This is a genomic window from uncultured Winogradskyella sp., assembly GCF_947495255.1.
Taxonomy (GTDB): Bacteria; Bacteroidota; Bacteroidia; order Flavobacteriales; family Flavobacteriaceae; genus Winogradskyella.
In genome coordinates, this window is record NZ_CANLYI010000003.1 from 275,182 (window position 1) to 301,432 (window position 26,251).

The 26,251-nt window shown below is 32.1% G+C and carries 27 protein-coding genes; 17 read left to right on the forward strand and 10 right to left on the reverse strand.

What is annotated here, in order from left to right:
* The first annotated feature begins 63 nt into the window (after positions 1–63).
* Both yidC and Q0807_RS06045 read left to right on the forward strand, forming a co-directional pair.
* A complete protein-coding gene (gene yidC / locus Q0807_RS06040; protein WP_299107538.1) occupies positions 64–1,974 on the forward strand; it encodes a membrane protein insertase YidC in 1,911 nt (636 codons plus the stop codon).
* Between the two features lie 187 nt (positions 1,975–2,161).
* Positions 2,162–2,479, forward strand: coding sequence for a GNAT family N-acetyltransferase (locus tag Q0807_RS06045; protein WP_299107895.1), 318 nt, complete (start codon positions 2,162–2,164; stop codon positions 2,477–2,479).
* A gap of 66 nt (positions 2,480–2,545) precedes the next feature.
* Here Q0807_RS06045 and Q0807_RS06050 read toward each other — a convergent pair whose 3' ends face one another.
* Positions 2,546–3,526, reverse strand: a complete 981-nt coding sequence (locus Q0807_RS06050; protein ID WP_299107540.1) for a fasciclin domain-containing protein — start codon at positions 3,524–3,526, stop codon at positions 2,546–2,548.
* 64 nt (positions 3,527–3,590) lie between these two features.
* Between Q0807_RS06050 and Q0807_RS06055 the strand changes: the two genes are divergently transcribed.
* From Q0807_RS06055 to Q0807_RS06105, 11 genes are all read left to right on the forward strand, one after another.
* Positions 3,591–4,301, forward strand: a complete 711-nt coding sequence (locus tag Q0807_RS06055; protein WP_299107542.1) for a toxin-antitoxin system YwqK family antitoxin — start codon at positions 3,591–3,593, stop codon at positions 4,299–4,301.
* Between the two features lie 271 nt (positions 4,302–4,572).
* Positions 4,573–5,760 carry a tRNA 2-thiouridine(34) synthase MnmA gene (gene mnmA, locus Q0807_RS06060; RefSeq protein WP_299107544.1) on the forward strand — a complete coding sequence of 396 codons (1,188 nt, stop codon included), beginning with the start codon at positions 4,573–4,575 and terminating at the stop codon, positions 5,758–5,760.
* A gap of 106 nt (positions 5,761–5,866) precedes the next feature.
* A complete protein-coding gene (locus Q0807_RS06065) occupies positions 5,867–7,489 on the forward strand; it encodes a S8 family serine peptidase (RefSeq protein ID WP_299107546.1) in 1,623 nt (540 codons plus the stop codon).
* A gap of 172 nt (positions 7,490–7,661) precedes the next feature.
* Positions 7,662–8,603: a nitronate monooxygenase gene (locus Q0807_RS06070; RefSeq protein ID WP_299107549.1), complete on the forward strand. Its 942-nt coding sequence runs from the start codon at positions 7,662–7,664 to the stop codon at positions 8,601–8,603.
* 120 nt (positions 8,604–8,723) lie between these two features.
* A complete protein-coding gene (locus Q0807_RS06075) occupies positions 8,724–9,776 on the forward strand; it encodes an acyltransferase (RefSeq protein WP_299107551.1) in 1,053 nt (350 codons plus the stop codon).
* 235 nt (positions 9,777–10,011) lie between these two features.
* Positions 10,012–10,530 carry a DUF3124 domain-containing protein gene (locus Q0807_RS06080; RefSeq protein ID WP_299107553.1) on the forward strand — a complete coding sequence of 173 codons (519 nt, stop codon included), beginning with the start codon at positions 10,012–10,014 and terminating at the stop codon, positions 10,528–10,530.
* Positions 10,531–11,139 (forward strand): MarC family protein, encoded by a 609-nt coding sequence (locus tag Q0807_RS06085; RefSeq protein WP_299107556.1) that lies wholly within the window; start codon positions 10,531–10,533, stop codon positions 11,137–11,139.
* Between the two features lie 87 nt (positions 11,140–11,226).
* Complete coding sequence (locus tag Q0807_RS06090) at positions 11,227–12,069, forward strand: hypothetical protein (RefSeq protein ID WP_299107559.1); 843 nt, start codon at positions 11,227–11,229, stop codon at positions 12,067–12,069.
* Positions 12,070–12,140: 71 nt separating this feature from the next.
* Entirely contained in the window at positions 12,141–13,523 is a 1,383-nt protein-coding gene (locus Q0807_RS06095; protein WP_299107561.1) for an MATE family efflux transporter, read from the forward strand.
* 247 nt (positions 13,524–13,770) lie between these two features.
* Positions 13,771–13,998 (forward strand): hypothetical protein, encoded by a 228-nt coding sequence (locus Q0807_RS06100; RefSeq protein WP_299107563.1) that lies wholly within the window; start codon positions 13,771–13,773, stop codon positions 13,996–13,998.
* Positions 13,998–14,567, forward strand: a complete 570-nt coding sequence (locus Q0807_RS06105; protein WP_299107565.1) for a phosphatase PAP2 family protein — start codon at positions 13,998–14,000, stop codon at positions 14,565–14,567. The genes Q0807_RS06100 and Q0807_RS06105 overlap by 1 nt, the downstream gene beginning before the upstream one ends.
* Here Q0807_RS06105 and Q0807_RS06110 read toward each other — a convergent pair.
* The 6 genes from Q0807_RS06110 to Q0807_RS06135 form a co-directional block, all read right to left on the reverse strand.
* Entirely contained in the window at positions 14,554–16,164 is a 1,611-nt protein-coding gene (locus Q0807_RS06110) for a glycosyltransferase family 39 protein (RefSeq protein WP_299107567.1), read from the reverse strand. The two genes, Q0807_RS06105 and Q0807_RS06110, sit on opposite strands and share 14 nt — an antisense overlap.
* A 2-nt stretch (positions 16,165–16,166) precedes the next feature.
* Complete coding sequence (locus Q0807_RS06115; protein ID WP_299107570.1) at positions 16,167–16,790, reverse strand: lipid-A-disaccharide synthase N-terminal domain-containing protein; 624 nt, start codon at positions 16,788–16,790, stop codon at positions 16,167–16,169.
* The gene (locus tag Q0807_RS06120; protein WP_299107572.1) at positions 16,787–17,503 is read right to left on the reverse strand and encodes a glycosyltransferase family 2 protein; all 717 of its coding nucleotides are present in this window, start codon (positions 17,501–17,503) and stop codon (positions 16,787–16,789) included. The genes Q0807_RS06115 and Q0807_RS06120 overlap by 4 nt, the downstream gene beginning before the upstream one ends.
* A gap of 77 nt (positions 17,504–17,580) precedes the next feature.
* Positions 17,581–17,814: a hypothetical protein gene (locus tag Q0807_RS06125; protein ID WP_299107574.1), complete on the reverse strand. Its 234-nt coding sequence runs from the start codon at positions 17,812–17,814 to the stop codon at positions 17,581–17,583.
* 74 nt (positions 17,815–17,888) lie between these two features.
* Positions 17,889–18,968, reverse strand: coding sequence for a methylmalonyl Co-A mutase-associated GTPase MeaB (gene meaB, locus Q0807_RS06130; protein WP_299107576.1), 1,080 nt, complete (start codon positions 18,966–18,968; stop codon positions 17,889–17,891).
* A 14-nt stretch (positions 18,969–18,982) separates the two neighbouring features.
* Positions 18,983–19,549: a DUF2911 domain-containing protein gene (locus Q0807_RS06135; RefSeq protein ID WP_299107578.1), complete on the reverse strand. Its 567-nt coding sequence runs from the start codon at positions 19,547–19,549 to the stop codon at positions 18,983–18,985.
* 208 nt (positions 19,550–19,757) lie between these two features.
* On the opposite strand from Q0807_RS06135, the gene Q0807_RS06140 reads away from it, so the two are divergent.
* The 4 genes from Q0807_RS06140 to Q0807_RS06155 all read left to right on the forward strand — a co-directional run bounded on the left by Q0807_RS06140 (position 19,758) and on the right by Q0807_RS06155 (position 23,331).
* The gene (locus Q0807_RS06140; RefSeq protein WP_340155346.1) at positions 19,758–20,315 is read left to right on the forward strand and encodes a sigma-70 family RNA polymerase sigma factor; all 558 of its coding nucleotides are present in this window, start codon (positions 19,758–19,760) and stop codon (positions 20,313–20,315) included.
* Positions 20,299–20,880: a hypothetical protein gene (locus Q0807_RS06145; protein WP_299107583.1), complete on the forward strand. Its 582-nt coding sequence runs from the start codon at positions 20,299–20,301 to the stop codon at positions 20,878–20,880. Before Q0807_RS06140 ends, Q0807_RS06145 begins: the two co-directional genes overlap by 17 nt.
* Positions 20,881–20,932: 52 nt before the next feature.
* Positions 20,933–22,519, forward strand: a complete 1,587-nt coding sequence (locus tag Q0807_RS06150; protein WP_299107585.1) for a hypothetical protein — start codon at positions 20,933–20,935, stop codon at positions 22,517–22,519.
* A gap of 125 nt (positions 22,520–22,644) precedes the next feature.
* Positions 22,645–23,331: a peptidoglycan DD-metalloendopeptidase family protein gene (locus tag Q0807_RS06155; protein ID WP_299107587.1), complete on the forward strand. Its 687-nt coding sequence runs from the start codon at positions 22,645–22,647 to the stop codon at positions 23,329–23,331.
* Here the strand turns inward: Q0807_RS06155 and Q0807_RS06160 are convergent.
* The 3 genes from Q0807_RS06160 to corA form a co-directional block, all read right to left on the reverse strand.
* On the reverse strand, positions 23,328–24,626 hold the full coding sequence (locus tag Q0807_RS06160) for an APC family permease (protein ID WP_299107589.1): 1,299 nt from the start codon (positions 24,624–24,626) through the stop codon (positions 23,328–23,330). The genes Q0807_RS06155 and Q0807_RS06160 overlap by 4 nt on opposite strands.
* A 72-nt stretch (positions 24,627–24,698) precedes the next feature.
* Entirely contained in the window at positions 24,699–25,106 is a 408-nt protein-coding gene (locus Q0807_RS06165) for a hypothetical protein (RefSeq protein ID WP_299107591.1), read from the reverse strand.
* A 62-nt stretch (positions 25,107–25,168) separates the two neighbouring features.
* Complete coding sequence (corA, locus tag Q0807_RS06170) at positions 25,169–26,248, reverse strand: magnesium/cobalt transporter CorA (RefSeq protein WP_299107593.1); 1,080 nt, start codon at positions 26,246–26,248, stop codon at positions 25,169–25,171.
* Positions 26,249–26,251 lie beyond the last annotated feature (3 nt).

The window sequence follows — 26,251 nt, forward strand, 5'->3', positions numbered from 1 at the left end:
TTGTTACCATATAAGACCTGTTAGATTTTAAAAACCTGACAGGTCTAAAACTGAAAAATAAACATGGAAGAAAAGAAATTTGACGTTAAATCTATAATTGGGTTTGTCCTTATATTCGGGATTTTGATATTTATGATGTATCAAAATCAACCAACACCAGAAGAGCTTGAAGCACAGAAAAAAGCAGAACAAGAGCAATTAGCAACTGAAAAAAAGGAGAGCAAACAAGAGGAAACTTTAGTTACTACGGCTAACGATTATACAAATACGCAAGCTCTAGATTCCACGGCGAAAGCAGCACTTCAAAGCAAAGTAGGCTCTTTTGCATATTCCTTAACACTTCCTTCTTCTGCAGATAAGCAAACTACAGTAACGACAGACGTTTTTGAATTAAAATTCAATAATAAAGGCGGCCAGTTATCTCAAGTAAAACTAAAGAACTTTGTAGATTATGATTCTGTTCCTATTTATTTAGTAAAGGACAATAACAGTGCTTTTAATATTACTTTTGGTACTTCAGATAATAGAACTTTAAATACGCAAGACTTTCCTTTTCAGCCAACTGTAACTAAAAGTGGTGAAAATACAGTAGTTTCTATGAAGCTTAAAGTTTCTGAAACTGCTTTTTTAGAATACCGTTACGAGTTAAAGCCTAACGATTATATGATTGATTTCTCAATCAAATCTCAAGGTTTAAGTAATGTTTTTAATACCTCTCAACCTATTACTTTAGATTGGAAACAAAAAGGTATTCGTCATGCAAAAAGTATAGCTTACGAAAATCGCTACACAAGATTAACCTACATGCATGATGAAGGTAAGGTTGACAAGCTTTCTCAGACTGGAGATGATGATGAGATAGCGGAAGACGTAGAGTGGTTATCTTATAGACAATTCTTTTTCAGTTCTATTTTGGTTTCAAACGATAGTCCATTTAAAGATGTTGCAATGACATCTAAGAATTTAGTAGATGATGAAGAAATAGATACTTTATTTACAAAAATATATACGTCTAAATTGCCATTAGCATATAATAGTGGTGAATTAAATAAGAGTTTAGGATTGTATTATGGACCAACTAAGGCTGAAACTTTAAAATCTTACGATAAAGGTTTAGAACAAAGTATACCATTTGGTTGGGGAATTTTTGGATGGATAAACAAAATTATCTTTATTCCTTTATTCGGATTTTTAATTCAGTATCTACCATATGGAATTGCAATTATAGTAATGACCATTTTGGTTAAAATATTATTGTCTTTTGTACAGTACAAGCAGTTCTTATCTCAGGCTAAGATGAAAATTTTAAAGCCAGAATTAGATGCTGTTAGAGAAAAGTATAAAGACAATAAACTAAAGGCACAACAAGAAACAATGGCAATTCAGAGTAAAGCTGGTGCTAGTCCATTGAGTGGATGTTTACCAGGTTTAATGCAGATACCTGTATTCTATGCCTTATTTCAGTTTTTTCCAACAGCTTTTGATTTAAGACAGAAAAGTTTCCTTTGGGCAGACGATTTAAGTTCTTATGATTCTATTTTAGAATTACCATTTAGTATCCCTCTATACGGAAGTCATGTAAGTTTATTTCCAATATTAGCTGCAGTAGCCATTTTCTTCTATATGAAGATGACTACAGGTCAGCAAGTAGCATCACAGCCAACGCAAGAAGGTATGCCAGATATGGGTAAAATGATGAAGTATATGATTTACTTCTCACCATTATTAATGTTAGTATTCTTTAATAATTACGCTTCTGGTTTAAGTTTATATTACTTCATTTCTAATTTAATTAGTATTGGTATTATGCTAGTGATTAAAAACTACATTATCGATGAAGATAAAGTATTAGCTAAAATTGAAGTCAGTAAAACAAAGCCTAAGAAACAAAACAAGTTTCAGAAGAAAATGGCTGAAATGATGGAACAAGCTGAAGCGCAAAAGCAAGCGCAACAGAAGGGTAAAAAGAAATAATTTTTATAACCGAATTAAAAAAAGCCTTAACATTTATGTTGAGGCTTTTTTATTTATAAATGTTTAAGTATTAAAATTGATACATGTAATAGAGAAGATATTAAGGTCATTGTAGATGGTCTTAATGCTTATAATTTATAAAAAGTTGCTGCTTTAGCTTCGGTTTGGATACCTTGTAGAATACAATATAAAAGATAATAATGATAAGGTAGTTGGAGGTGTGTTAGCAGGAATAAATTACTGGAATACATTAGAAATTAAAATCCTTTGGGTGGAAGAAAACTTTAGAAAACAAGGGGTTGGTTCAACTTTACTAGTTCATTTAGAAAATGAAGCAAAGAAAAGAGGTACTTCAATGGCAATGGTAGATACTTTCGGTTTTAATGTAGAAGGTTTTTATCTAAAGCATAATTATGAAGTCATAGGAGAATTACAAGGTTTTCCAAAAAATCACAAACGAGTTTACTTTTCAAAAAAAATTATAAAAGTAAAAGCCCAAACTTAGGGTTTGAGCTTTTACAATCTAACTATTAATCAACTTAAAACGAGGTAATCAGCCTCTTTATTTTTTTTACTGTGGTGTTAATATTACTTTGTCAATTACATGCACAACGCCATTCATACTTTGAATATCTACTAACGAAACGATTATGTTACTTACTCTTCCATTAGCATCAGTTAAAGTAAAAGCAGTGTTATCTGCTGTAATATCACCACCAAGAGTTGTTACTGTCCCATTTGGTAGTTGAGAAGACTGCACATTAGCATTTACAATGTGGTATAATAATACTGCATTTACTGTTTCAGTTCCTAAATCAGATAATCCAGATACATTTAGTTCCGTTAATAAATCTGAAAAGGCATCATTTGTCGGTGCAAATACTGTAAAAGGACCAGCTGTAGCGTCAGATACTGTTTCTATGTAAGGTACTGTTGGCGCACCTGTATCAGCATAAACTAAAGCATCTACTAGTGTAGATAAAGCAGGATTTGTTGTTGCAAATGTTGCAATAGTTGGTAACCCAATAACTTCATCAACAATATGGACTATACCATTTGAAGCCATGTTATCCGCATTGTCAACTGTAGAGACTCCATTTAAAACAACACCACTTGTTGTATTAAAGTATAAGCTCAAATTCTCTCCATTTGGACCTGTTGCACCTGTACTAGCGTAACCAGAGCCAGCAGTTACTAAAGCCGCAGAATTAATAGTTTCACCTATAATTACATGGTTTAATAATATGTTTCTTACTAAATCTTCTTCAGTAGTAGATAAATTATCTAAATCTAAACCTGTGGCTGCAAGTAAGTCAGCAAAAGCAGCATTTGTTGGTGCAAATACTGTAAATGGTCCATCACCTTGTAAAGTAGTTACTAAATCAGTTGCTTGTAAAGCTGCCGCAAGAGAAGTTAAATTGTTCGCTAATGCAATGTCTACAACTGTTGTAGTCGTTGTTGTTCCGTTGTCGTCATCATCACTACAAGAAGTAAATGTAATTGCTAATAGAAATACTGCAAGTAATTTGAAGTTTTGTGAAATAATTTTCATTGTTTTGAGTTTTTAAAATTGTTCAACATTCAAACCTTCTTGGTTTGTTTAACAAATATACGATATGGTTAAACAAAAAGTTTACGTCCTTTTCATTTTAACAGTATTTTTAACAACTGTTTATGCTCAAAAATCAGTAAATCAATTCGATAAAGACGGAAAACGTCACGGTATATGGACTAAAAACTACCATAAGACTGACCAAAAGCGATACGAGGGGAATTTTGTTCACGGTAAAGAGGTCGATTCGTTTAAATACTACACATTGTCTTCTGGTAAAAGTGTGCTGAGTGCTGTAAAAGTCTTTAATGAGAACGATAGTATTGCAGATGTTACCTTTATAGCTTCAACTAAAAAGGTAATTAGTAAAGGCAGAATGAACGGTAAGCGCTTTATTGGCGAATGGGTTTTTTATCACAAAAATTCATCAGATGTAATGATTATAGAACATTATAATGACGAAGGCTTACTAGAAGGTGAACGTTTTGTTTATTTTAAAAATGGAAAAGTCGCGGAAAGTGCCAACTATAAAAATGGAGAACTACATGGTGAGTCTAAATGGTTTTCTGAACAGAATGTGTTACTTAGACATGCTCAATACAAGGATGGTCATTTAGAAGGTAAAACCATACATTATGGTTCTGATGGAAAAAAAGTTTCTGAAGGTGATTATATTAAAAGTCAGAAAAAAGGAATTTGGAAGTATTATAAAGATGGTGAACTCACAAAAAAAATAGACCATACCACACAAGAAGTCATATATAAGAAAGAATAGCTTAAAACTATGCTGACAATAGAATTTCAGAATGGCAATCTTAATAGGATTGCCTTTTTTATTTTGTAATTTTGCCGAAGTTTTTTCGAACTAATTATGAAACTAATACTGGTGTGATTGGGTTTGAACAAATTCGTCACTTCGAGTGAAATTCCTTTTTTTTGAATTTTGTATCGAGAAGCAATTAAAGTTATGAAGGTTCTCGATACAATTACGATAAAAGAATTGTAATCACGCGAACTGACGTTCAAATAAAAAGAGATTAATTAATATGAAAAGAGTCATCGTAGGACTTTCAGGAGGAGTAGATTCTAGTGTTGCAGCTTATCTTTTAAAAGAGCAAGGCTATGAGGTTATTGGTCTGTTTATGAAAAATTGGCACGATGATTCCGTGACCATTTCAGATGAATGTCCTTGGTTAGAGGATAGCAATGATGCCATGTTGGTTGCAGATAAATTGGGAATTCCTTTTCAAACGGTAGATTTAAGCGTGCAATACAAAGAGCGTATTGTAGATTATATGTTTAATGAATACGAAAAAGGACGTACACCAAATCCTGATGTACTTTGTAATCGCGAAATAAAGTTTGATGTCTTTATGGACATCGCTTTAGAATTAGGTGCAGATTACGTAGCAACTGGTCATTATTGCAGAAAGGGAACGATTGAAAAAGATGGAAAAGAAATCCATCAGTTGTTAGCTGGTGCTGACGATAATAAAGACCAATCTTATTTTCTTTGTCAATTGTCTCAACAGCAATTAGCAAAAGCATTATTTCCTATTGGCGAATTACAAAAACCAGAGGTTAGAGAAATCGCTAAAGCGCAAGATTTAATTACGGCCGAAAAGAAGGATTCTCAAGGTTTGTGTTTTATTGGTAAAGTAAGATTGCCAGAATTTTTACAACAACAATTAAAACCAAAAGAAGGTGATATTGTTGAAGTTGATTCTGAGTTTGAAATTTACAATAAAGAATTGCCTCAATTCGATTCCAAAGAGAATGAATTAGATTTTTTGTCTAAAAAACCAACATATCATTTAACAGATGGAAAAGTAGTTGGTAAACATCAAGGTGCGCACTATTTTACCAAAGGTCAAAGAAAAGGTTTAGGCGTTGGCGGAACAGTAGAACCTTTGTTTGTTATAGATACAGATGTAAAAGATAATATTATATATACAGGTCAAGGTAAACAACATCCTGGTTTGTACAGAAATGTCTTGTTTGTGACTAACGAAGAATTGCATTGGGTACGCCAAGATTTAGCGATAAGTGAAGGAGAAACTATGTCAGTAATGGCAAGAATTCGATACAGACAAACCTTAGAGAAAGCAATACTTCATAAAGTGGCTTCAGGATTATATGTAGAATTTGAAAACAAGCAATCTGCAATTACAGAAGGTCAGTTTGTAGCTTGGTATATAGAAGATGAGTTATTAGGTTCAGGAGTAATTTCTTAACTTGCAATTGAAGTTTTAATTGAGTTAATTTTATTTCAAGATTTTAAAACTTGAAAGGTTTAGTTTCTTTTACTGACTAAAACTTTAAAACCAAATAAGCAAATCCATGAAAAAAAATTTTACATTATTACTTTTATTTCTTGTAATTGGAAAAGGTTTTTCACAAGAAGATGCATGGATTTATCTCATAGACAAACCGAACGTTGCCGCTTCAATTACTAATCCTATCAGTATTCTTTCTCAAAAAGCCATTGAAAGAAAGCAAAATCATAATATCGCTATTGACGAACGAGATGTGCCTGTTAACGAAACTTATATTTCAGATTTAAAACTTCAAACTGGGATTACAGTAATGGCAAAGTCTAAGTGGTTTAACGCTATTCATGTGAGAGGAACAGAAGAAGATATCAACGCCTTAGCGAATTTAAATTATGTTTACAGTATTGATTTTGCTAATCAAGGTTTAAATGAGGCATCAAGAAACGCTTCCAATTTAAATAAATGGGAAGTAGAAAATGAAACTATCGCTTTTACTTATGGTGATACACAAAACCAAGTAGAAATGATTAATGCAGACAATTTGCATATAGCAGATTTTACAGGCGAAGGTATTACCATTGCTGTTATGGATGCTGGTTTTCCTAATGTAAATACCATGTCTGCGTTTCAACGGTTAAGAGATAATAGTGATTTATTGAATGGTTATGATTTTGTAGATAGAACTTCAGATGTGTATGCATTTACAGGCAATAATCATGGTACAAAAGTATTGAGTACTATGGCCGCATTTGTACAAGATCAATATGTGGGTACTGCACCAGATGCTTCATATTATTTATTTAGAACAGAAGACTCTGGTAGTGAAAACCCTGTAGAAGAGAGTTATTGGGTAGAAGCAGCAGAACGTGCAGATAGTTTAGGTGTAGATATGATTAATACATCTTTAGGATATACTGATTTTGACAATTCTAATTACGATTATACACCTGCAGATATGAACGGACAAGTCACCTATATCACCAAAGGTGCTTCTATTGCAGCAGAAAAAGGAATTTTAGTGGTTGTTAGTGCAGGTAATTCTGGCGGAACAACATGGGAAACGGTTGGAGCACCTGCCGATTCGCCAAATGTTTTGAGTATTGGAGCTGTAAATGCAGATGGAGATTACGTGTCGTTTAGCTCAAGAGGAAGTGCTGCGCAAATCGGTTACCAAAAACCAGATGTTGTTGCTAGAGGAGGACAAGCTTATGTTATAGATGAATTTGATAGTATTGTACAAAATAACGGAACATCATTTAGTGGACCAATTATGTGTGGCGGAATTGCTTCATTATGGCAAGCCATACCAGATGCTTTACCAACCGAAGTTATGGATTTTGTAAGGGAATCGGCTTCGCAATTTTCTACACCAGATGATTTTTTAGGTTATGGTATTCCAGATTTAGATTTAGCGAGAAGTAATGCCTTGTCTTTAGATAACTCTCAAATTGAAACCTTTCGTTTTTATCCAAATCCTGTTTCAACCCAACTAAATATTGAAATGCCTTTAATAGCAAACCAATTAGAGGTTTCTGTTTATAATCAATTAGGTCAGGAAGTGATGAATCAATTGATAACTGAATATTCAAGTTTTATCAATGTTTCAGATTTAGCTTCAGGTATTTATGTAATTAAATTGTCTTCAGCGAATAACTCCAAAGCTTATAAGTTTATTAAAAGTTCTAATTAATACTGAACGTTTAAACGTCAGTTCGAGTGCTTTCGAAGCATGAGAAATCGTATGGAGAACATAGTGGACTAGATTTCCTTAAGCTTAACAAAAATTATCCCCCTTTTCAATCGTAAAATTCACTTGAATTGCCGAAATTTATACTCTATTAGAATAGATATAATTTCGAAACATGGCAAATAGAATCACATCACTTTTCAATATAAAATATCCAATTATCCAAGCAGGAATGATTTGGAATAGTGGCTGGAAACTAGCTTCGGCAGCAAGTAACTCAGGTATCTTAGGTTTAATTGGTGCAGGATCTATGTATCCTAATGTATTGCGAGAGCATATTCAAAAATGTAAAGCAGCAACAGACCAACCGTTTGGTGTTAATGTGCCAATGCTATATCCAAATGTTCAAGAAATAATGGATATCATCGTTGAGGAAGGTGTGAAAGTAGTTTTTACTTCTGCCGGAAACCCTAAAACATGGACCAAATGGTTGCAAGAAAAAGGGATTACGGTTGTGCATGTAGTTAGTAGTGTAAAATTCGCACTAAAAGCACAAGACGCAGGTGTAGATGCTATCGTTGCTGAAGGTTTTGAAGCAGGAGGACATAACGGAAGAGATGAAACCACAACCTTAACTTTGATTCCTATGGTGAAGGAACAACTAGAAATTCCGCTTATAGCAGCGGGAGGTATTGCTACAGGTAAAGCTATGTTGGCCTGTATGGTTTTAGGAGCAGATGGTGTACAAGTTGGTAGCCGATTTGTAGCTAGTGAAGAATCTTCAGCTCACCAAGCCTTTAAGCAAGTGGTTATAGATGCTAAAGAAGGCGATACACAACTCACTTTAAAAGAATTGGCACCTGTAAGATTGGTGAAAAACAAATTCTATAACGAATTACAAGAACTCTATAAAAAAAGTCCAACACCAGAACAGCTCAAAGAATTGTTAGGAAGAGCCAGAGCAAAACGCGGTATGTTTGAAGGCGATTTAGAAGATGGCGAATTAGAGATTGGGCAAATTGCTGGTTTAATCCATGAGGTGAAGTCAGTTGCAGAGATTGTAAATGATATGGTTAGTGAGTTTGAAGAGGCTAAAAAAAATGTAGCTACTTTATAAGTTATTTATTTTGAGATTATCTGTTTGTCTTTTTTTAATGAATGTTACCTGAAATTACGCCTTTATATGGATTGTTATTACTATCATTAGCAATTCAACCTTATGAAGCTAGTTTAAAAAATGATTAAAAAGAAACCAAGACAATCTAATATAGAGTTATTAAGAATTCTCTCAATGTTATTAATTGTTATTTATCATTTTTTAAAACATTCAATTATACCAAATACACCCAATTTAATTTACATAACTAACCCTTTAATTGCAGTTCTACATTCTGGGGTTATTTGCTTCATTCTAATTTCTGGTTATTGGGGAATAAAGTTTTCTTTAAAAGGTTTTGCTAAACTTTTTCTTTATTGTGCCTTTTATTCTGTTATAATTTATGTTATCGCAGTATTGTTAGACCCTAGTATTTGGAATGTATATGAAGGTTTAAGTTTAATTTTACCCATTCAATGGTGGTTTATACCGGTATATATGTGTTTGTATTTATTAACACCATTAATTAATATACCTCTAAAATCTGCCTCTAATCAAACCAAACTATTTTTTATTTTAATTCTAATTTTAGTATCTTTTTGCTTTGGTCAATTTATACCTTCATTAGAATTTGGGAAAAATCCAATAAATTTTATTCTGATTTATTATGTAGGTAATTATCTAAGAACAGGATTAATTTTAGGTAAAAACTATAATGCAAAAAAACTATTAGGTATTTATATTTTATTTGTTTTTCTTCTTTTCTCAAGTATGTTATTTGGATATCTATATATACCTAATGTCGGTAAAATTCTATTTAGACTATTTTATCCTTACAACAGTATTGGTCTAATTATAAATTCAGTTTTATTTTTTCTAATTTTCACAAAAATAAAATTTAGCTCTAAATTAATTAATTGGTTTTCTAGCTCTACCCTGGCTGTGTATTTAATTCATGAAAATCAATACCTTAGTCATTATTTATATGACTTTGTTATAAAATTACAAAACAATATAGATAATTACGTTGTACTTGCTTTTACAATTGTAATTCTTGCTATTTTAGTTTTTGTTGTATCCGTATTAATTGATAAATTAATTTCACCTTTATTTCAAATACTAATTAGGTTTATTACTGAATCTAATATTTTTATTAAAGTAGATGATAGAATACAAGATTTACTGAAATTTTAATACTATCAAATACATTGCAGACACAAAGAAGTTTTACATATTTTATAACAATGTAGCTAAGTATTTTTTGATTTTTAGCTTTTTAATAGCTAATTTCGGTTAACGTTTGATATAAGTTATTAAAAGGGACTCGTATCAATTATAATTAACCACAACTACCCAATTATCTTTAAAATAAATTCTACCAACTAAAATCAATCTATTATCTTTATCTTATAGATTTTACTTTTAAGCTATGAGAAAAATAATACTACTTTCAATATCACTTCTTGGTTTTTATGCTTGTGAAAATAAGATAAACTTAGACCCAGAAGAACCTATTAAGGTCAATTGGAATGAACGTGTTGCGTCTATTTCTAAAGTAGATTCTTTATTAACTTCTGGTCATTCGTATTTGTCTGTGTATTCTCAGATTTATAGTTATTCCCAACACAAAACATATAATCTTACAGCAATGGTGAGTTTAAGAAACGTGAGTATGACGGATACTATTTATTTAACCACTGCAGATTATTACGATACACATGGAACACTTTTAAAAAGCTACATTAAAAACCCTGTGTATTTAGCACCATTAGAAACTGTAGAAATTGTAATAGACGAATCTGATATTTCTGGAGGAACTGGTTCTAACTTTTTATTTGATTGGAAAATACCAAAAGGAGTCCCAGAACCACTTTTTGAAGGTGTAATGACATCTACAGCAGGTCAGCAAGGTTTATCTTTTATAACGCAAGCAAAACGAATTCGCTAAATGGCAGAAATTTTAACTACAATATTTTTCCTTTTTGCCGTGATAGATCCTATAGGTTCTGTACCTGTATTTTTAGAAGCAACAAAAGAATTCGACAATAAGTTTAAGAAGAAAATAGCGCTAAGAGCATCGGCAGTTGCATTCTTAATTTTACTGTTTTTTATTGTAATAGGTCAGCTTATACTTGAAGGCATGGAAGTATCCTTAGATGCGTTTCAGGTTTCAGGAGGTGTAATTCTATTTTTATTTGCTTTAACCATGATATTTGGAGACGGTAAACCAGAGCAAGAAAAGAGTCAAATTTCAGATTATAAACATGTTACTATTTTTCCGGTTGCAATTCCTTCAATTGCTTCACCTGGAGCAATTATGGCTGTTGTACTTTTAACCGACAATCATACTTATACTATTAACGAGCAAATTCTAACAACATTTTTAGTCCTATTTGTAATAGGTATAACGAGTTTAGTTCTTCTGGCTGCAACACGTGTGCAAGAGAGAATTGGGAGTTACGGAATAACTGTGATTAGTAAAGTTATGGGCTTGATTTTAGCAGCATACGCAGTTCAGAATATCTTATCCGGAATTTCAGATTATTTTGCGAAATAGAATAATCAAAACTAGCTTAAGATTATAAATATTATTTTTTCAGGTTTAGATAATATTCCGACTAAAGGTTTAAATACATTCGAGTTTATGAAAAATGGTATTATAATTTTAGTTTTTTTTATTAGTCATTCTTCATTTTCACAAAGTCCTTGGGTAAAAGATAAAGGTGAATTTTATACGCAGCTTACATATACTACAATACCAAATTACACAGATATGTTTGGTGATCCAGACTATTCTCTTTTTGGTGAAATTTCAGATAATACAGTTCAAATTTATGGTGAGTATGGTTTATCAGATAAAACCACTTTAATTTTAAATGTGCCTTTAAAGGTCATTTCAATTGATGGTTATGAAAGTCCATTTATTGATTGTTCTGGTGATTGTTCTGAAGATTTTAATAAAACAGCATTGGGTAACATAGAACTTGGTGTGAAGCATAATTTTTATAAAAAAGATTGGATACTTTCTGGTCAATTTTCGGTTGAAGCTAATACAAGTTCCTATGATGGATTTTCAGGAATTAGAACGGGTTATGATGCCTATTCATTTACACCACTTTTTTTAGCAGGTCGCAGTTTGGGTAAAACGTATTTTCAAAGTTTTATTGGTGCTAATATTAGAACTAATGATTATAGTTCAAACTTTAGGGTAGGAGGAGAATTAGGTCATAAAATAACAAAACGTATTTGGTTAATCGGTTTTGTAGATGTTGTAAAATCACTTAGAAATGGAGACTTAATTTTACCAACACAAAATATGTTTACCGGTTTATATGTAAACGACCAAGAATATGGTGGTTTTGGTTTAAAGACTATAGGTGAGATCACAGATAATTTTGGCGTAAATGTAGGTTTTGGTGGTGCTTTTTTTGGAAACAATGTCGCTAAACAAGTTGCATTAAATTTTGGAGTTTATCACAAGTTTTAATTCTAATTTATCTGCTAAAACTTAGTTTGTTTTATTAAAAAAACTCAAGTCAAAACAACTATTTTTGCACAATGGTTTTAAGTAATTACACTAAAGAATTTAAATATAATCTTAAACTCGCATCACCAGTGATGTTAGGTATGCTTGGTCATACGTTTGTGAGTTTTGTAGATAATGTAATGGTAGGTCAGTTGGGTGCAGCTGAGTTAGCCGCTGTGTCTTTGGGTAATAGTTTTATTTTTATAGCCATGTCTTTAGGTATTGGTTTTTCTACTGCTATTACACCTTTGGTTGCAGAAGCAGATACCGAAAATAATTTCGTAAAAGGAAAATCAGTTTTTAAACACGGACTTTTTCTATGTACAGTTTTAGGGTTATTATTGTTTGTAATGCTCTTATTTGCCAAACCCTTAATGTATGTAATGGATCAGCCAGAAGAAGTTGTAGACTTGGCCATTCCGTATTTAGATTTGGTAGCTTTTTCATTGGTTCCTTTAATTATTTTTCAGGCATTTAAACAGTTTAGTGATGGGTTGTCATTAACTAAATATCCTATGTACGCGACTATTTTAGCGAATTTGCTAAATGTTGCCATTAACTACGTGCTTATTTTTGGGAAATTCGGTTTTCCAGAGATGGGAATTGTAGGTGCAGCAGTTGGTACGTTAATTTCACGTTTTGTAATGGTTGCTCATTTGTGGTGGTTATTAGCAAAACGCGAAAAGTCTAAAGCTTATGTAACTAACATAAAGTTTTTTCAATTAAAAAAGCATCCTATAAAGAAATTGAGCAATTTAGGTTTGCCAAGTGCTATGCAGATGTTTTTTGAAGTTGCCATTTTTACGGCAGCTATTTGGTTAAGCGGAACTTTAGGTGCCAACCAACAAGCAGCCAATCAGATAGCCTTAAACTTATCTTCTATGACATTTATGGTAGCTACGGGATTAAGTGTTGCTGCAATGATTAGAGTAGGAAACCAAAAGGGTTTAAATGACTTTAGGGCATTAAAACGTATTGCAGAATCAATCTTTTTAATTGGCTTTGTTTTCGCAGTAGTTTTTGCGTTGTTTTTTGTAATATTTCATACGTTACTGCCAAATTTATATGTGGATTTAGATGATCCAGCAAATGCAGTAGATGCAGCTGAGGTTGTAAAAATTGCGGCAACGTTATTATTAGCGTCTGCTGTTTTTCAGATTAGTGATAGTCTTCAGGTTATTGTGCTTGGTGCTTTACGTGGACTTCAAGATGTTAAGATACCAACTATAATAACTTTTATTTCGTATTGGGTTGTCGGTTTTCCTATCAGTTATTATTTAGGAAAAGAAGATGCTTACGGAAGTTTAGGTATTTGGATTGGTCTTATTGTAGCCCTAAGTGTAGCTGCCATTTTATTATTCATTAGATTTAATTACCTGACTAAGAAGTTGATTTTAGAAAGTGATAAGATTTAAATTTTCAAGTACTTAAAGTGCCTTAAGTTTATAGAAATAAGTTAGTTCGAGTGAATTTAACGATTGATAAATCGTAAAATTAGTATCTAGAATAAGTATTTCGGTCTTATATAGTTCTCCAAATCATTTTATTAAATCAAAAAATCACTCTAACAGACCTTGTAAATCATTAGTAAATTTAAGAGTCTTAAACTAAAAGAGATTTACTACTTTTGCTATACAGTACTTACAACTTTAATCTAATTACATGGAATTACCAAAATTCATTTTAGGAGACAATACAGATCATCCTGATGCTATTTATATTATACATACAGAATTTCCTCGTTTTATCATTAATTTAGAGAATGACGAGGTAGAATGGTTTGAAGAATTTGACCAACACGACGAAAAAGAATTAGAATCGGAAACTGAAAACTACATCCAAGAAGCAACCGATTTTTATGATAGAGAAGTAGCGAGATACGACGATTAATGTTAGAGCAACTTTTACAATACGATAAAGAACTTTTTCTATACCTTAATAATTTAGGTTCTGAAACTTGGGATGGCTTATGGTTGGTAATAACCAATAAGTTCTCTTCAATACCTTTATACCTTGTATTGTTGTTTTTAATTTACAAGAAATTTGGCTGGAAAGCCTTAGTGTTAATGGTTTTTGTAATTGCAGGTATGATTGCTTTTACGGATCAAATGACCAATTTGTTTAAAGACACATTTCAACGTCCAAGACCATGTAGAGCAGAAGGCGTAATGGATTTAACGCGCTTTATTGCACCACGTTGTGGTAAGTATGGCTTTTTCTCTGGTCACTCTTCTAATTCCATGGCAACGGCTATTTTCGCTGGTTTGTTATTGAGACCTTATTTTAAGAATCTTATTTATTTACTAATAGTCTGGAGTTTGGTTGTAGCCTATAGTCGTATTTATGTAGGCGTACATTACCCTATAGATGTTGTTTGTGGCTTAACCTTTGGTGTTTTTGCAGGTTTCGGATTCTACAAATTGACACTATATCTTATAAAACGCTTTATTTCAAAGTAAGTTTATATAGCTGATTCACTAACCTAGATCGGTGTTTGCTTTCAGAAAAGTTTAAGTCGTATGTGGCAATGAATTCAATTGAATAAAGTTTAGAAAGCTCAATTGTTTCTTCAGGTTTTGAGGTTGCCGTTAATAAATAGAATTGCTTTTCTGCCGGAATAACAATACCATCATCAGTTTTAATACTCAAAATTTTATCACCATAATTATAGATGGCTTCAGGAGAAACAGCATCTAAAGTGTAAAGTGGTAAATTGTCTGAAGCTAATTCTGAAACTGCTTTGTAATTATCTTGAGCTTGAAGCTTAGCTAGTGGTAAAGCCAAGAAACCTATACTCATCATAAAAGCAATAAAAAGATAAAATACCATTTTGATATTTTTAGCTTTCAGAAATTTAAAAATATAAACACCAATAACAGCCAAAACTAGACTAGAAATTATAAATCTTACCCAAGTTAGTCCTGTTAAAGAAGGCGCTAAAAAGAAGCCAGCAACCCAAAATAATACAGCAATACTTCCTATTAATCCGAATTGAAAATAGACAGGAAATGTTTCTTTTTTCGATTTTAAATTCTTGAATTCACGAATGAGGTATTCAATATAAAAGCCAATATTTATAGCCAAAGGAATTAAAACAGGCATTAAATAGCGCGATTTCTTTTCAGGAATAACAGATAATAGAATGACTGCAATAATAGTCCAGAAGAAACTAAAACGATAAGCTTTTAAGTTTGAAACTCTCGTTTTTAAATAAGGATAAAGCAAACTTATAAATGCAGGAATGGTCCATAAACCACTCTGAATAAAGAAACTCCAGTAATAATAAAACGGTCTTACATTGTAACTGCTCCAATTAGACGTTTCACGTTCTGCAATGGCTGTAAAAGTTTCAGGGTCTGCAACCCTAACATGAAAATACCACCAACCACCTAAAACAATTCCGAAAACTAAAAGGCTTATTAATTTTAAAAAATGAATAGGTTTTGCTCTAAATTTAAATGTAATGCCATAAGAAACAACAAATGGTAAGAATAAAACATAAAGAGAAACAGGTCCTTTAGATAGCACAGAACCAGCCAAACAGAATACAAACAGAATACTTCTTAAAATTGATGTTTTTTGGTCTTTAAATAGAATGAATAATTGATACAAAGCCATGAGCATAAAGCCATGTGTGTAAATATCCCAAGGTGCTTCAATGGTAATACCAATGCAATAGAATGATGTTAAAACAATGAAGCCATTAATTAAACTGTGGGCTTTGCTGAGTTCTAATTTTTTAGATAACAGATATATTGAAATTCCTAGGCTTGCTAAAAAGAGTAGTGCAGGCAAACGTAAAGCTAAAACAGAAGTTATACCAAATATGTAACCAAACATTGCCGTAATCCAAGTTGGTAAAGGTGGTTTTTGGTAACGCGCTTCACCATTCATAGTTGTTAATATCCAATTGTCATCGGTAAGCATTTCTCTAGCCGAAATAAAATTACGCGCTTCCATAATAGTTACCGGAATCGCATCAATCGTAAACCCAAGCATCACAATAACAAAAAGCAATAGACTGATGATAGGATATTTTTCTATAAGTTTAATCATGCTTAATCTTTAGTTTTTCGGATTAAATAAGCATTACGAGCATAAATTATTAAGCCAAATAAATGGCCAACAAATAAAACAGGGTCTTCTCTAATAATGGCATAGGTAAGTATTAATCCTGCGCCAATTAAACTCAACACCCAAAATCCCATTGGTAAAGTAGATTCTTTTTGTCTTTCAGAATGAATCCATTGGTAAACAAAACGTAGTGTAAAAATTACTTGTGCTACAATACCTAAAACTAATAGCCATGTTGGGATGTCAGCATTTTTAAATAGTAAATCAACATCTATTTGATTATTGTTAAAGTAAAATATAACAATAAAAATAGGCGCAAAGAATAACAAGTATCGCACTAGTTTTGGGAATTTTTGCCATTGACCTTGTAACTGTAAATTTCTAATATATATAAAATACGTTAAACTCTGACCCAACATAATGGCAAAGTCTAAGCGTAAATAACCATATATAAAAAGTAAAAATGAGGCGATTAAACTCAGTGTCCAAAATGTTTTTGGTGTAATAACCTTACGTTGCTTTTCAGAGGTTATCCATTGAATGATTAAACGCGAAGAAAATAATATCTGAGCTAAAAATCCAATGCTATAAATTATCCAATCTTTCATTTACTGGATTTAGAAACTTCGTAATTAATATACTTTTTCTTCATCCATAGATATGCAAAGCAATCCATTAAAGGTCCTAAAAGTCTATTCCATAATCCAAATTTTGCTGTACCAGCCATTCTTGGAAAATGTTGAACCGTTATTTGAGTTACACGTCCATTTTGTAACATTATCATTGCAGGTAAAAAACGATGTAAACCTCTAAACATTGGTATGCGTTTAGCGTAGTCTGTTTTTATAACTTTAAGAGGACAGCCAGTATCATCCATGCCATCATGCGTAAATGCGCGTCTAATTCCGTTGGCAATTTTAGACGACATATTTTTTACAAATGAATCTTTTCGGTTAGAACGTACACCTGTAACTAATTCATAAGAGTCAATATGTTCTAATAAAATATTAAAATCTTCTGGAGCGGTTTGTAAATCCGAATCGATATAACCAACCAGTTCAGAATCTACATGGTCAAAGCCAGCTTTAATAGCTGCACTTAAGCCTCTATTTTCTTTAAATAAAATGTATTCAAAAGCGTCGTTACGTTCGCAAATAGCTTCAATTAATGTCTGACTTTTATCTGTAGAACCATCGTTCACAAATAAAATTGAAGTAGAAACTGTGGCGATATTTAGATAGCTAGAAAGTTCTTTTTCTACGCGTTCTAAATTGTCTTCCTCATTATAAACAGGAACTATGATGGTAAACTTATACGTCATGTATTTATTTGCTTAGTCGTTGCAAAAGTATTGTTTTTTTAAATACGGATAAAGACTAATTATTTATAGCTTTTTAATTAAATAAACATTCGCCAAATACTAAAGATAGAGAGTATAATTGCTAGTAAAGAAATTAAGGAAGCTAATAATGCTAATTCCTTACTTCTTTGTTTAATAGCAATAATAATACTAATTATAAAACCAATAGCTGGTAGAGTTCCGTAATAACGTTTATAACCGTAACTTAATGATTCTGTTAAACCAAATAATGCTCTATTCTTTCCGGTAGTTGATAAATAATGATAATACATACTAAATTGTATTTTTACCAATATTAAGAGGCAAAATCCACTTATTATTATAATGCTATATATTATTTTTTTACTCAAATTTTAAGCAGGAATTCTGCCGCAGCAAAAGGCGTTGTTTTTGCTTCTTCTACCAGTTTTATTTGCTTTTCTAATTCTACTTTAATCTTAGGGGAATTATAAAAATTAGATTTTAAACGGTCTTCTATGGTTTGCAGTAGCCAAAACTTATTCTGATTATTTCTGTTCTCTTCAAAATAATGATTTGCTTTTGTAATTTTGGTGTAGTCTTTAATCATATCCCAAACTTCAGAAATACCTTCACGTTTAAGAGCACTACATAAAGTAACTTTTGGAGACCAATCTGAGGATTTGGATGGATATAAATGCAAAGCTCTATTAAATTCTAACTTCGCTGATTTGGCAGCTTTAACGTTTTCACCATCTGCTTTATTAATAACAATAGCATCTGCCATTTCAATAATACCTCGTTTTATACCTTGTAATTCGTCTCCAGCTCCAGCTAATTTTAATAAGAGAAAGAAATCAACCATACTATGCACAGCAGTTTCACTTTGGCCAACACCAACGGTTTCTATAATTATAGTATCAAAACCAGCAGCTTCACATAATATAATAGTTTCACGTGTTTTTCTGGCAACACCTCCTAAAGAGTTTCCTGAAGGCGAAGGTCTAATAAATGCATTTTTGGTTTTTACTAAGTCTTCCATTCGGGTTTTATCACCCAAAATACTGCCTTTGCTTAAGCTACTACTAGGGTCTACAGCTAAGACAGCAACTTTTTTTCCAATAGAAGCAAGGTGAAGACCAAAGGCTTCAATAAAAGTGCTTTTTCCAACACCAGGTACGCCTGTGATACCAATTCGTGTAGATTTATTTGCGTAAGGCAAACATTGCGTAATAATGTCGTTTGCTTTTTTAGTATGCGAAGGATTAGTACTTTCTACTAATGTAATAGCTCTGCTTAAAGCCGTAATGTTTTCTGAGGTAATACCCGAAACTAAATCGTTAACAGATGGCTGTTTTCTACGGTTTTTCTTAATGGTATTGGCAGCCGTAGAACTTAAACTATTTGGCGGTTTTACACCATCTTGTTCATGCAAAGCAGATTTATATGATTTGTTTTCTTGTGCCACCTTGCATTAATAATTTAAGGTTTGTTTGCTACATATTCTGATAAAGGAACTTCAATAAAAGTGCTGTCCCAAGCCATTGTAAGTTTTAAATTCCCGGTTTTGTGATCAAAAGCAATAGTAAACTGTTCTACCGTTTCATCAATATGTTTTGACGGAACTTCAATCTCTAAAGCATCGTAATTAGGATCCCACATTGGTTCCATTTTTTCATTAACTCCCCAATCATATTGCTTAGAATTAAACATTACTTTCCAAGAGTTTTCCTTAGGAACGGTCCAAATAGTATATTTTCCTTTTTTTAAAACCATTCCATCAATCATTAAATCTTTGTTGGTTTGAAAGGTTGTTGCTTCATTTGCACCAGTTCGCCATACTTTATCAAAAGGCACAAGTGCACCAAAAACATCACGTTCGCGTTTAGAAGGTCTGTTGTATTCAACTTTTAATTTTAAATCGTTAAGTGTAATTTCAGCAGAATCTTTTGGACTTAAGCGTGGCGCAAAAATATTTTCTACAAATACAGAATATAAAAATAATCCTAAAGCTAAGATGCTTAGGATAATGACGAGGCGTTTCAACATAGTTGTTATTCTAAAAATTAAGTAAGTTCAATGAAATGCAAACTTATGCATTCTAAGTTTAAAGATAATTCAAATCCTTAAATTTATAAACTACAAACGATGAATTTTAAGCATTTCTTATAAAAAAAGATTTTTTATGAAAGTTTTTGCAACACTTCATTATTTGTATCGTCTTTAAGTTGTAACCAATCAAAAAATCAAAACCAAAATCAGTACGTTTCAAATTCATATAGTTGAACAATGCAAACAGAACAATAGACAAGCGCAAATGCAATTGTATAATCAATATTGCAATGGTATGTTGGTTGTTGCGAGCAGATATGTGAATAACACTATGGAAGCTGAAGATATTGTGCAAGATGCATTTATAAAGGCATTTTCAAAGTTAGAGCAGTATAAAGCCGAAGTAAGTTTTGGTGCATGGTTAAAACGCATAGTAATTAATAGATGTATTGATGTTTTAAAATCTAAGCATCAACGATTAGTTGAATTAGAAGATTTTCATTTGAATGTTATTGCGGATAAAAATGATAGTGATTGGCAAGTAGAAACTGACGTTACTATTGAAGATGTAAATTTTGAAATTGAAAAATTACCTGAAAAATATAAATATGTAGTGCTTTTGTATTTGGTAGAAGGTTATGACCATCAAGAGATTTCCGAAATATTACATATTACAGAAGTCGCTTCTAGAACGCAACTATCTAGAGGGAAACAAAAATTGAAAAGTGCCTTAAAATTGAAAAGAAATGAAGCAAGATATTAGAGATTTATACAAAAACGAATCTACAAATGAAGCTGTAAAAATGTCTGAAGGGCATCAATTACGTTTTCTTCAGAAACTTGAAAAAGAGTTGCCAGAGGCGCAAGATAAATCGCCAAAATCATCAAACATATTTACACTTTTTAATGTGGCTGCAAGTGTGGTTGTGTTGTTAGGTTTGAGTTTTGGAGCTTTTCAGGTTTTTCAAGATTCTAAAGTTGAAACAGATCCAGTTGAAGTTGTAGATACAGAAATTAAATCCTTAGGAGATGTTTCTCCAGACTTTAAACGTGTAGAAGATTACTATTTAGCAAGTATAAATTTAGAGTTATCTAAAGTGCAATTAACACCAGAAAATAAGGAATTGTTTGATGGGTATGTAGCACGTTTAAAAGAGTTAAATGACGAGTATAAAAGGTTAACTATTGAACTAAATGAAAACGGACCCAACGAGGCCACTTTAGATGCTTTAATAGAAAATTTAAAATATAGGTTAAAGCTTGTAATGCGTTTAAAGGATAAGCTAAATGAATTTAATTTAGACACGTTAGAGCAGCAAAGTTCATAGAAATCAATCAATCAAATTAAATCAAAAAACGAACAGTTAAATCAAAAAAATCATGAACAAAATCAAAATTTTACTCATCTGTCTTGTAACCACATTTGGCTATGCGCAGAAAAAACTAAGTAAAACATCGCAATCCATAAAAGTTAATAAAGATGTGGTAGTAGACCTAAATACTAGTAATGTAGAAATACAATTAGAGACGTGGAATAAAAACACCGTAGAAATTGAAGCTTACATTGAAAGTGATAAGCTAACTGATGAAGAATTAAAACGTGCATTAGAAGCTTGGAATCTTAAAGTAGATGGGTCTAGCAACAAGGTGAGTATTTCATCAAGTGGAGGAAGAACTATTGGTCTGGTTAACGCAGATGACTATTCTGGATTACTAAAAGATTTAGAATACCAACTCATAGAGTTTCCTGAGATGCCAGAGATGCCAGAAATGCCGAGACTTCCAGAAATGGTGCAAATGCCAAGAATGCCAGAATTACCAGAAATGCCTATTATGCCCAAATTGCCAGAGTTACCCAAAGGTGTTACAACCATTGAATTTGATTATGAGCGTTACCAAGAAGATGGTGAGGATTATTTGGCAGAATGGAGTAAAAAATATGAAAAGAAAGGTGGTAAAGAATTTCAGAAAAAAATGGAAGATTGGGCAAGGAAGTTTGGAGAGTCTCGTTACCAAGAGAAAATGGAAAAATGGGGAAAAGAATATGCCAAACGGTTTGATGGTAAATGGACTAAAGAAATGGAAGAATGGGGCGAAAAATTTGGAGAGAAATATGGTGAGGATATGGAGAAATGGGGAGAAGAGTTTAGTGAGAAATTTGGTAAGGAATGGGAAGAGAAAATGAAAGTTTGGGGCGAACGTTTTGGCAATGAAATGGATGAGCGTTCTGAAGTTTTGGAATTAAGAAAAGATGCGCTCATTAAAAGAAAAGAAGCTATGTACGAGCAAAGAGAAGCGCGTGTACATGCCTTAGAAGCCAGACGAGATGAATTACAAAACAGACGAGATATTCAGGTCATTCACCGTTTAGAAACAGGTAGCAATAGTAAAGTAAAAAAGGTGATTAAAATTAAAATCCCTAAAAAAGCGAAGTTAAAAACTAATATTAGACATGGTGAATTAAAATTGTCTTCAGTTATTTATAACATGGAGGGTGATATTTCACATTCCTTTTTAGTAGCAGAACATATTGATGGAGGTGATACCTCCATTAATGTGTCTTATTCACCAGTTATAGTGGATACTTGGAGTTTGGGGACGCTTAATCTTAATTTTGTAAATAAAGCTCAAATTAAAAATGCGAATAACTTAGTGTTGAATTCTAAATCATCTAATATTAATATCGAAAATCTCTCGGATACAGGTGTTATTGATGGTAGTTTTGGAGACTTAACTATTACTCATCTTACTGAAAGCTTTAAGAATCTTAATTTAGTTTTGGAGAATAGTGACGCTTTAATCAACTTACCTAATAGTTTAGATTATACACTTTACTTTAAGGGGAATCGTTCAAAGTTTAATAATAAAACGACCACACAAAAAACGATTCGTCATTATCCAGAAGGACAAAGTTCTGATCGTAATATTGTTATCAATGCTAAGTTTAGTGATGTGATTATTAATTGATTTTTTTATTCTGAGTTTATTTTAGAATCTTTAAGTCTTAAAGTAAATTCGTTTTATTTTTTTGAAGCACAATTTCTTCCTGTTTTCCATAGAATACATTTGTATTTTTATGGAAATTTTATTTTATGACCTTTTCGTCTTTTGAATCTTTTCTTAAATCTCTCAATGCGCATTCAGTAATTGGTGCTTCCATTAAAAAAACGGATTATATACCTTTAGATTTATCAATTGATAATGCAGAATTAAGAGTAGTTAACACGTCATCTTCTGCGGATTTAGAACAATTCATTTTCAATTACATAAAAACCAACAAGGCAAAAGTAGCTTTTGGTGGTTATCTCGAAAAACGTAACATCTATCAACGAAGCACGTATTTTAATCAACATAACTCTAAAGAAGAACGTAATATTCACATCGGTTTAGATATTTGGGTTGAAGCGAATACAGCCATTTATGCACCTTTAGATGGAACAATTCATAGTTTTAAAAACAATACTAATCATGGTGATTATGGTCCTACTTTAATTTTGAAACATCGGATAAACGATATTGAATTCTATACACTCTATGGTCATTTAAGTGAATCATCAATTGCTAATAAATCAGTAGGTGTAGAAGTGAAGCAAGGTGATGTTATTTCGGTATTAGGTGCTTCTGAGGTGAATGGTGATTATCCGCCACATTTACATTTTCAGATTATAAAAAATATAGAGGATTACAAAGGAGATTATCCTGGTGTTAGCAATTTATTGAATCTAGAATTTTATAAATCAAATTGCCCAGATCCAAATTTACTCTTAAAATTAAATTAGTTTTTTTGGTTACGCTCAGTGGTTTTGTACATCCATTCAGCAATAAAACATAGTAATATTATGGACATTGACACAATGACTCCGGTGAGATTGGTTAAATATTGTTGGTGAATTAAAATGACCAATGCCACCATACACAAAATAAAACCTATTATAGGAATTACTCTATTACTGCCTGTGTCTTTAGCGAGTTTAAAACCTACTAAATTTACAATACCAAATATGAGAATAAAGCCAACGCTTCCGGCTGTTGAAATACTTTCTAAATCTAAAACATTGACTAAAATTAAGGTTGCAATGGCTGTGATGAATAAACCTATGGGTTGATTCCAAAGTTTAGAAGTAAAGTGAGTTGGTAATTCATCATCTTCGGCAATTTCAAAATTGACACGACTTCCACCATATAATGATGCATTAATAGCCGAAAAAGTTGAAATCAAAGCCGCAATTGTAATTATGGTAAATCCTATTTTACCAAGCATAGGTTTAGCTGCTTCTGCTAAAACGTAATCTTCAGCTGTGGCAATTTTATCAAAAGTAAGCGAGCCAACGGTAACGATAGCAATTATAAAATAGAGAACAATTACAAAAATCACAGAGTAATAATAGGCTCTCGGAATGTTCTTTTTAGGGTTTTCGATATCTGGTGCTGCATTTGCAATGAGCTCAAAACCTTCATAAGCCACAAAAATAACCATACCAGCAGCAAATAATTGTAAAGGTGTTTCCCAGTTAGACATTGCTAATTGCGAGAGATTAGGGTTGCCAATAAGTCCGTAAGCACCAATGCCAATAAAACCTATTAGTATGATTAGTTTAATAATTACAGCATAAGATTCAATTTTACCAACTATTGCGACGCTATAATAGTTTATGGCTGTTGCTAAGATTATAATAGCGCTAGCATAAATATGAAAGTTTATGGTTTTGTTTTGTGTTATTTCAAATAAATTAGGAGCATAAGAGCCAAAAGCAGAAGCATACAAGGAGAGCATAATAATATAACTTACCCAAAGTAAATTGTTGATACTTCCACTAAAAATAGTCACACCAAAACCTTGATTGATAAACTTAACGGTTCCGCCTCTGTCAGGATATTTCTGTGATAATTTTACGTAACTATAAGATGTTATTAGAGCTAATAAACCAGCAAATAAAAATGCAATTGGTGTTCCGCCTTGTGCAATAGAAACTGCTAAACCTAAGACCGCAAATATTCCGCCTCCAACCATGCCACCAATTCCTATGGATATCGCTTCTTTTAAACTTATTTTGTCTGATGTAGCTATAGGCATTAATATGTTTTTAGATTAAGATTAGAATAATTTGGGAGTCAGTTTTATAAGCGCTAAATGAATTAATACAATCTAAAAATTTGTGATTTGTTTCTGAGCTATTATTTTTCCTATTAAAAATCCCGCAATAGCAAATATCCCATCGGAAATAGAGAACCATAACTCTTTTGGTAACATAAAAATGGTTACAAAAGTGGCTATTAGCATTAATCCACCAACGATGTAAGAAGGAATTATGCTTTGTTTAGAAATCTTTGCAGCAGCAAACATACCAGCAATAATACCAGCAAAATGAGCAATAACAACAAATATTTTTGAACCAGTAGGTATTTTATCCATGTTGTTTTTTATCCATTCCATATCTGAAAGTTGTGCCTCAGCAGGAAATGTAAATAGGTTATGACCAATTACGGCTTCAAAGAGGTGCACCGTTAAACCAGCGATAAATAATCCGATGATAGTTGCTAATACGTTTTTCATGGCTATGTTAATTAGAGGTATAAGATAATAAAATTATAGAATACGCATTATTAAGCGTCAAATTATAACCACTTTCTACGTTTAAAATAATATAATAATCCCAAAAACATTAAGAACATTACACCGAGTAAAACAAAGTAGCCATATCTGTATTTTAGTTCTGGGATGAATTCAAAATTCATTCCGTAAATACCAGCAAGAAAAGTTAGTGGGATAAAAATAGATGACATTATAGTCAGGACTTTCATAACCTCATTCATCTTATTACTAATCGTTGTCATATACATATCCATTAAACTCCATATCATTTCACGATAAATATCAATGTTTTCAGACACTTGAATTAAATGGTCGTAAATATCTCTATAATAGGTAATTGTGCGCTTGTAGATTAAAGGGTGTTCTCCTTTTTCAACGCGATTTATTATTTCACGCAGTGGAAATATAGCACGACGAACTTTTAATATTTCACGTTTTAGTTGTTGTACTTCAATGTTAATATTATCTCGAGAATGACCTTCAAATAAATCGGTTTCTAAGTCCTCAATTTTGTTGCCTAGAGTTTCTATAATACTAAAGTAATTATCTACAACAGCATCAATTAAAGCATATAGTAGGTAATCTGATTTTAAACCTCTAATTCTGCCATTACCGATTCTAATTCGTTCTCGTATGGTATCAAAAACATCACCTTCGGATTCTTGAAACGATAGCACATAATTTTTTCCTAAAACTAAGCTTACTTGCTCAATAGCAATGTTTTCATCATTATCATAATAAAGCATTTTAAGTACTACAAAAAGGTAATCGTCATACTCATCAATTTTTGGTCGTTGCGTAGTATTCACAATATCTTCTAAAACGAGTGGGTGTAAACCATACTGCAAACCAATATTTTCAATCTCGTCAATAGAGCTTAATCCATCTATATTAATCCATGTTACAGAATCGGTTTCTTTAAAAGATTTAGCATCTTCAATATTTGTAAGTATCGTTTCAGAAATAGAGTCCTTGGTATAATCAAAAGATTCTATTTTGACGTTTTTATGCGATTTTTCACCTGTGTAAACAAGCGTGCCAGGAACTTGACCTGTATGTTTTTTATAATGCTGCGTGCGTTTTTTGGTCCTTTTTTTATTCATACG